This window comes from Rahnella sp. P4_A8, assembly GCF_056402435.1.
On the sequence record NZ_JBFUHK010000026.1, the window covers coordinates 48,113 to 56,207 of the forward strand.

The following is an 8,095-nucleotide window of genomic DNA, read 5'->3' on the forward strand; positions in this document are numbered from 1 at the left end:
GCGCCCTTATCTTTATTTTATTGCTCAAGGACGCATCTGATGGCCACCCCAAGACAACCTATGACCGTAGCCCGCCGTTTACTTCRCAACAGCCTGATCTTGCTGGTTATCGGCATTGTTGCCACTATCCACGGTTTAGTGGTCGGCAGCCCTGAAACTCCGCCAGGAGAAATGGCACCGCAACTGATGCTCGGCATCTGGTTTATCTTTATCGGCTGCGTGATGGCGCTGATCAGCTGGTTAGTTATCCGTAACAAAAAGAAAAAAGGCGAACTCTGATCTTTCGCTCCATACCGCATCAGCGCTCATCAGGGCGCTTTTTTTATCTCTGGTGTGCCGGAAACCTGCGTTGCATCAACATCTGCTGCTCAGTTTTCACGCAATTTATGCTTTCAGTCGTCTTACAGCTAATAAAAATCCTAATCAACGTTGGCCAGGAAAAATAACATGACCAGAACGGTATACCTTAACGGGGAGTTTGTTGCCGAGCATGACGCGAAGGTGTCGGTATTTGATCGCGGTTTCTTATTTGCTGATGCCGTCTATGAAGTCAGCGCCGTACTGAATGGCCGTCTGCTCGACAACGCGGCACATCTGGCGCGGCTTGCACGTTCCTGTCAGGCGCTGAATCTGCGTCTGCCTTGCGCGCTCAGCGATATTGAGACCCTGCAAAAGCGTCTGATTGCTGAAAACCATCTGGTGGAAGGGGCGGTATATCTGCAAATCAGCCGCGGCAACAGCGGTGACCGTGATTTTGATTTCCCCGGCGAAAGCGTAACGCCAACTTTTCTGATGTTTACCCAGGCGCGGCCGCTGATAGATCACCCCAAATCGAAAAGCGGTATTCGCATGGTCTCCGTTGAGGATATCCGCTGGCAGCGTCGTGACATCAAAACCGTGGGTCTGCTGGCTCCGTGTCTGGCGAAAGAGTATGCCCATCAGCATAATGCCGATGACGCCTTACTGATCGAAAACGGCCTGATCACCGAAGCCAGTTCCAGCAATGCCTGGATCGTAGATGCTGATGGCACGCTGATCACCCGCCCGCTGAGCACGCACATTCTGCATGGCATCACCCGTCAGGCGCTGCTGGAACTGGCGAAGCAGTACGGTATCCGTTTCGAGGAACGTCCGTTCACGCTCGATGAAGCACAAAATGCGCGGGAGATCTTTATCAGCTCGGCAACGACCTTTATCTGGCCGGTGATCGCACTGGACGGTAAGCCGGTCGGGGACGGAAAACCAGGTGCCGTCGCCGCAAAATTGCGGGCGATTTATGTGAACATGGCGGTGGAAGCGACGAGCCGGTAATTAACGTCAACGGAAGACGGCTCCTCCCCCTGCGAAGGGGGAGGATGGGAGGGAGCGTTACGGTTGTCGCTGTGTACAGACGCGAACGTTTTTAACCTGGAAATAATCTCTCATCGCTTATTTATTTTAATGATAAAAATGACGCCATCATTTATTGAAAATGATTTACCGGTTGATTGCGCCGTTTCTCTCTTGTGACTAATTTTTTGAAGGCAGGGGCAATGGAATAATGCCCACCTTCGGAATTCATCACAGGAGAGGCATTTTGAAATCAATCATTAAATTCAGCGTCGCGATGTTTATTGTCGTGATGACAATGACCGCGTGTTCCACACATCAGTACGACCTGACGTTAGATAATCAAATTACCGAATTCGAAATTAAAGCTGACCGGCAATTTGTGACCTGGACTGCGCAGGCAATGGCTGACAATACGCAACCCGCCGTGCCGGTGGTTGCATGCCAGGCTGCGCCCGTGGTGGCAGGGCAAACACTTTCACTGATTTCTCCCCTTTCTGAACCCGACAGTCAGTTCTTCAATTCCGCGGAAACCGATCTGGCGTTGATTGAATCCCGCACCAAAGCCTTAAATAACAATCCTGCGATTGATCAGCAGATATTCGGCCTGAGAAATATCTTCTATCAGATCAAATATAAAAAGCAGCATTGTTCGCAACAGGATTCTCCGGCGTATATCGCTATTCAGCGTAAACAGGTTTCCGTGATTATGCAGTCAATGCTGACGTATGAGCGGGTATTAAAAAATGGCTCAGGCACATCGCAAAAATAATAAAGGTGAACAGGATGAGTGATATTTTTGATTTAAGAGACCGCGCAATCAATGCGGCAAAAGCTTCACTGGGCGCAAACTGGAATACGGTGGCAAGCAGTGCCGTCCCGCAGATTGAAGCCTTACTTCAGCTGACATGGGAGATTGAAAAGGGCAAAGGCAGTTTCCGTTCGGGGGAGTATGAATCTTTGCTGGCGACTCAAAAATCCACTTTCGTGGCAGTGCTGACCACCTATGAAGCGATCAGCGCAGAGATAGCCTGGCAGGCGCTGAATGCGGTCTTTGACGTGATTTTGAGCGGCGTGCGCAACGTCCTGTAAAAACGATATTGCGGCGGGCGAGTCTAAAATTATCTTTATCGATAACCATTTTCATTTAGACTGACGGACTTGCCCGCCTCCGGGTCGTTTCTATGAGGATGTCTGATGCTCCGCCGTTTCTTCTCTTATTACGCGCCCTATAAAAAACTGTTCTTCCTCGACTTCGGGTGCGCCATTCTGGCCGGATTGCTGGAACTGGGCTTTCCGATGGCGATCAAAACCTTCATCGATAAGTTGCTGCCCGCACACGACTGGGTGCTGATTATCGGCGCGACGGTCGGTCTGTTGCTGATTTATCTGTTCAATACTGCGCTGATGGCGATCGTCAACTACTGGGGACATGCGCTGGGCGTCGGGATTGAAACCGACATGCGTCGCGAAGCGTTCAGCCATCTGCAGAAACTGTCATTCCGTTATTACGACAATACCAAAACCGGTCACATCATTACCCATGTCACCAAGGATCTGGAGGAAGTGGGCGAAGTGGCACACCACGGGCCGGAGGATGTATTTATCGCGGTGATGACCTTTATCGGCGCGTTCATTCTGATGGCGACGGTGCATGTCAAGCTGGCGCTGATGACCATCATTATTGTGCCCGCGATGACCTGGATGGTCAGCCGCTACGGTGCGCAGATGACTGAAACCTGGCGGCGCCTGTTCGGCCAGGTGGGTAATTTCAACGCACGTATAGAAGAAAGCATCGGCGGCATTCGTGTGGTGAAAGCCTTCGCTAACGAAGCGCATGAGCAAAAACTGTTTGCTTCTGACAACGATAATTACCGCACGACGAAACTGAAAGCCTATCAGATCATGACTGCCAGCCTGACGCTGAGCTATCTGAGTACGCGTCTGGTTCAGTTGATCGTGATGGTCGCCGGAACCTGGTACGTGATTAATGATCAGCTGACTTACGGCGGATTCGTGGGGTTCCTGCTGCTGGTGGAAGTGTTTTTCCGTCCGGTGGCAAAAATCAGTTCGGTACTGGAAAGCTATCCGAAAGGGATTGCTGGTTTCAAACGCTTCACGCAGCTTATTGATACCGCGCCGGATATCACGGACCGGCCGGGCGCTCAGGTGGTCAGCCATCTGCGCGGCGATATTCATTATGACAACGTGGTGTTCGGCTATACGTCAGTCAGCAAGATTCTCAATGGCATCACGCTTTCTATCAATGCCGGAGAAACACTGGCATTCGTCGGGCCTTCCGGTGCGGGAAAAACCACCTTGTGTTCGCTGCTGCCCCGTTTTTATGAGCTGGACAGCGGCAGTATCACCATCGATGGCATTGATATCCGCGACATGACGCAGACCTCGTTGCGTCATAACATCGGCATCGTGCAGCAGGATGTGTTCCTGTTTGGCGGGACGATCCGTGAGAACATTGCTTACGGTAAGCTCGGTGCCAGCGAAGCAGAAATCCGCCTGGCTGCCAGCCGCGCACGCCTTGATGACGTCATTGACGCACTGCCGCTGGGCATGGACACGGTGATTGGCGAGCGGGGCGTGAAGCTTTCCGGCGGGCAGAAGCAACGCCTGTCGATTGCGCGGATTTTCCTGAAAAACCCGCCAATCCTGATCCTCGACGAAGCCACGTCTGCACTGGATACTGCCACCGAGCAGGCTATCCAGCAGTCGCTGGCGGAGCTTTCTGAGGGACGGACCACGCTGGTGATTGCCCATCGTCTGGCGACKATTCAGAACGCTGACCGTATTATCGTGGTCGATAAAGAAGGCATTGTTGAGCAGGGTACGCATGAATCACTGCTGGCTCATCAGGGGCGTTATGCACAACTCCACGCCGCACAGTTCCGTTAATTTTTGTACCCTCTCCTGCAAAGGAGAGGGTTGGAACGGCGAAATAATCGCCACTCAAAAGTAAAGTCTCCCCAAAAAATTCCCTATCCTTCTCAAGTCTGCCCTCTCTTTTTATATTTTCTTTTTAGTAAAAGCCCGTTTTGAATAAAAATGATGCGATTCGGGCAGGTAAAAATATTCACTTTCGTTCAATTCAATCACGCAGGTCATTATTATTTCCTTTAATTTGACTTTATTTTGCTCAATATCTTTAGCGAAAATCCTAATTCGAAAAAAATTGCGTAGTACAAAAATCTTATGGCTGCTTTTTCTATTAATGTGATAATGAACTTACCCTTGTGATAATTACCCTGCTATGCACCATTTAAATGCAACGCGTCTAAATTCCTCCTTAATTCATTAACGATTGTTAACAGATAAAAACCTTTTGATAAAGGTGATCTCGGTTGCAATAACTTTACAAAGCGAGACCTGTTCTGCACCAAAAAAATGCATCGCACCGTTGTGGTGCAAAACGTTATGCTAAAAGCGCATATAATCAGGGGGTTAGCGGCTTATAACAGAAATATTATGTTACAACTCTTAACGAAAAAAAGACTTAATGAGGCGAACTTTTCCATTTTAACTTTTCGTGCTCAGTGTTAAGGTTCGAATCGTTTTACAGACAGACGTATTTCAAAACATGTACAAATACTCACAGCCCGATATTCCAGATATATAAAAGAAAGCGGGCATGAGAACTCCTTTATAAAAAATCAAGGAAACTTAAATAATGATGAAGCGCAGTGTGTTGGCCTTAGCGGTCTCTTTAATTGCAGTGGGATCTACCGCAAACGCGAGTGAAATCTATAATAAAGACGGTAACAAACTGGACCTGTATGGTCGTGTAACTGCTAAGCATTATTTCTCCGATGATAAAAGTTCTGACGGCGACATGACTTATGCGCGTCTGGGCTTTAAAGGCGAAACTCAAATTAACGACACACTGACCGGTTATGGCCAGTGGGAATATAACATTCAGGCTAACCACGCAGAATCTCAGGGCGACCTGGGCAATAAAACCCGTCTGGGCTTTGCGGGTCTGAAAGTGAAAGATTTCGGTTCTATCGATTTCGGTCGTAACTACGGTGTGGTTTACGACGCACTGGGCTTCACCGATATGCTGCCTGAGTTTGGTGGTGATACTGCTAACAATGACAACTTCATGGTGGGTCGTTCAAGTGGTCTGGCAACTTACCGTAACCAGGACTTCTTCGGTCTGGTTACCGGCCTGAACATCGCCCTGCAATACCAAGGTAAAAACGAAAACGACGGTCGTTCAGCGTCTAAAGGCAACGGCGACGGTTACGGCGCATCCATCGATTATGAAGATATCGCAGGTTCCGGCATCGGTGCAGTTATTGCGGGTTCTTCTTCTGACCGTACTAACGCACAAACCAACGCCACAATCGGTGCTGGCGACAAAGCTTCTGCATGGGCAACTGGCCTGAAATATGACGCTCACCAGATTTATCTGGCAGCGATGTACAACGAAACCCGTAACCAGGCGCCAGTCACCGTGGGCTCCACGAGCGGCTACGCTAACAAAACTCAGGGTTATGAGTTAGTTGCGCAGTATCAGTTCGAAAACGGTCTGCGTCCTTCAATCGGTTACGTGCAGTCTAAAGCGAAAGATGTTGAAGGTGTGGGTGATGCGGACCTGGTTAAATACTTCGAAATCGGTGCGACTTACTACTTCAACAAAAACATGTACACCTATGTTGACTACATGATCAACCAGATCGATGACAACAACAAACTGGGCGTAAGCTCTGACGACATCGTTGCTGTAGCACTGACTTACCGCTTCTAAGTTAGTGAACTAAATTATTACCCCATTCTGTGTCTGAAAAAGGTAATCGCAAAGGCAGAGTTCATTGGCTCTGCCTTTTTTTATACCTGTGATTTCGTGTAATGCCTCCCAGGCCGCCCCCGTTTCTCTTCTCAAATAACCACAATAAATTCATATATCTAAATCTATAGCCTAAGGTTATACCCCAGACCCAAACAAGTATTCGTCAGCCGCTTTCTCGCGTGGAATATTCTCTGCAGTCTGATTAAAACCCCATTCAAAAAAATAGACCCCGGAGAAACTGACATGCAGCAAATTCCAAAGCCGTATCTTTTATTTCTTGGTGATGTGATGGATCCGCTGGCGGCGAAAACAGCGCGCGGTATTCACGTCTGGCGTCCTGAAGCTTGTGTCGGACAAATTCGTCTGGCAACGGATTCTGTGTCCTTAGGGTTGCCGGATCTGGATATCGCCACGGCGAAAGCGCAGGGCGCGAAAACCATGGTGCTGGGCACCGCAAATTCAGGCGGTAAATTACCGGCACACTGGATTGATTCGATCAAAGCGGCCATCAGTGCCGGTCTGAATGTGGCGAACGGTCTGCATCAGGGGCTGAACGACATCCCTGAGCTGGTTGCGCTGGCCGCTGAAAATAATGTGCAACTGTTCGATGTGCGCCACATGCAACCGGCGCTGGATACCGGCACCGGCATGAAACGTAGCGGCAAACGCATTCTGACTGTCGGCACAGATTGCTCGGTCGGCAAAATGTACACCTCGCTGGCGCTTGAAGCGGCCATGCGTGAGCTGGATTTGAACGCTGATTTCCGCGCTACCGGTCAGACCGGCGTACTGGTGGCCGGTGCCGGTATTGCCATTGATGCGGTGATTGCCGACTTCATTTCCGGTGCTGTCGAAGCGCTTTCCCCGGCGAACGATGACGATCACTGGGACATCATTGAAGGTCAGGGCTCGCTGTATCATCCGTCTTTTGCCGGTGTCAGCATGGGATTGATTCATGGCGCGCAGGCACATTTATTAGTGATGTGTCACGAGCTTGGTCGTCCGCACATGCGCCATCTGCCACATCAGTTTATGCCCACGCTGCGCCAGTGTCTCTATACCAATCTGGCGGCAGCCAGCCTGACCAGCCCTGGCGTAAGACTCGCCGGTTTCTCGCTTAACACCTCCTCCGTCAGTGAAGAAGAAGCCAAAATCGCGCTGGCGGAAATCAGCGAAGAATTCGGCGTACCGGCCACCGATCCGGTGCGTTTCGGTATCAAAAATATCGCGCAATGGATCAAGGAAAACGCCTGATGATCCAGATGACTTTCCAGTCCGTCGAACTGCCGCTGGCAAAACCATTTGCGATTTCCCGTGGTATCCGCACCGCCGTCACGGTGGTACGTGTTTACCTGACGGACGGTGAATTTACCGCCGTCGGGGAATGCACACCGACCGCACATTATCAGGAATCCCCGCACAGCGTTTGCGAGCAACTGGAACTTATCCGTCCGCAGGTGGAACAGGGACTGAGCCGCGAGGCGCTGCAACAGGCGTTGCCGGTTGGCTCAGCGCGCAATGCCCTCGATTGTGCAATGTGGCGTCTCGATGCGGCAAAACAGGGCAAAGACCTGTGGCAACTGCTTGATATGCCTAAGCCTGTTTCGGTGATTACCGCCGAAACCCTGAGTCTGGATTCGCTGGAAAATATGGCCAATGCCGCCGCCGTGGCAGTTGCCGGTGGCGCGAAGTTGCTGAAAATCAAACTCGACCGCGAGCAGATTATCGAGAAAGTGGCCGCTATCCGCGCCGCTGCCCCGCAGGTCACGCTGGTGGTGGATGCGAACGAATCCTGGCTGGGTTTGGATCTCGGCAGCCTGTTTCAGGCACTGCATGAGTTCAACGTGGCGATGATCGAACAACCCCTTCCTGCCGGTAATGACAAAGATCTGGTGCGTTGTTTGCATCCTGTTCCTGTCTGCGCCGACGAAAGCTGTCATGAGCGTGCGGATATTGCAGGGC

General features: G+C 50.6%; 8 protein-coding genes. All 8 read left to right on the forward strand.

From position 1 onward, the window contains the following. Window positions 1–39: 39 nt before the first annotated feature. On the forward strand, window positions 40–279 hold the full coding sequence (locus AC1DUO_RS14445; protein WP_477987720.1) for an LPXTG cell wall anchor domain-containing protein: 240 nt from the start codon (window positions 40–42) through the stop codon (window positions 277–279). A 168-nt stretch (window positions 280–447) separates the two neighbouring features. Then, window positions 448–1,311: a D-amino-acid transaminase gene (locus tag AC1DUO_RS14450; protein WP_119261712.1), complete on the forward strand. Its 864-nt coding sequence runs from the start codon at window positions 448–450 to the stop codon at window positions 1,309–1,311. A gap of 265 nt (window positions 1,312–1,576) precedes the next feature. Beyond that, window positions 1,577–2,101, forward strand: coding sequence for a hypothetical protein (locus tag AC1DUO_RS14455; RefSeq protein WP_225444886.1), 525 nt, complete (start codon window positions 1,577–1,579; stop codon window positions 2,099–2,101). Window positions 2,102–2,115: 14 nt separating this feature from the next. Beyond that, on the forward strand, window positions 2,116–2,421 hold the full coding sequence (locus AC1DUO_RS14460) for a hypothetical protein (protein ID WP_013575742.1): 306 nt from the start codon (window positions 2,116–2,118) through the stop codon (window positions 2,419–2,421). Between the two features lie 105 nt (window positions 2,422–2,526). Beyond that, on the forward strand, window positions 2,527–4,239 hold the full coding sequence (locus tag AC1DUO_RS14465) for an ABC transporter ATP-binding protein (protein WP_119261710.1): 1,713 nt from the start codon (window positions 2,527–2,529) through the stop codon (window positions 4,237–4,239). A gap of 772 nt (window positions 4,240–5,011) precedes the next feature. Then, window positions 5,012–6,091, forward strand: coding sequence for a porin (locus AC1DUO_RS14470; RefSeq protein ID WP_013575739.1), 1,080 nt, complete (start codon window positions 5,012–5,014; stop codon window positions 6,089–6,091). Window positions 6,092–6,376: 285 nt separating this feature from the next. Continuing rightward, the gene (gene dgcN / locus AC1DUO_RS14475) at window positions 6,377–7,387 is read left to right on the forward strand and encodes an N-acetyltransferase DgcN (RefSeq protein ID WP_477987724.1); all 1,011 of its coding nucleotides are present in this window, start codon (window positions 6,377–6,379) and stop codon (window positions 7,385–7,387) included. After that, the coding region (locus tag AC1DUO_RS14480; RefSeq protein ID WP_477987726.1) for an enolase C-terminal domain-like protein at window positions 7,387–8,095 on the forward strand (709 nt) is incomplete at its 3' end. The genes dgcN and AC1DUO_RS14480, both read left to right, overlap by 1 nt.

Bases quoted from the DNA above. Each gene is read 5' to 3' on its own strand.
- AC1DUO_RS14450 (WP_119261712.1), top strand. From the start codon at position 448: ATGACCAGAACGGTATACCTTAACGGGGAGTTTGTTGCCGAGCATGAC.
- AC1DUO_RS14460 (WP_013575742.1), top strand. From the start codon at position 2,116: ATGAGTGATATTTTTGATTTAAGAGACCGCGCAATCAATGCGGCAAAA.
- AC1DUO_RS14470 (WP_013575739.1), top strand. From the start codon at position 5,012: ATGATGAAGCGCAGTGTGTTGGCCTTAGCGGTCTCTTTAATTGCAGTG.
- dgcN (WP_477987724.1), top strand. From the start codon at position 6,377: ATGCAGCAAATTCCAAAGCCGTATCTTTTATTTCTTGGTGATGTGATG.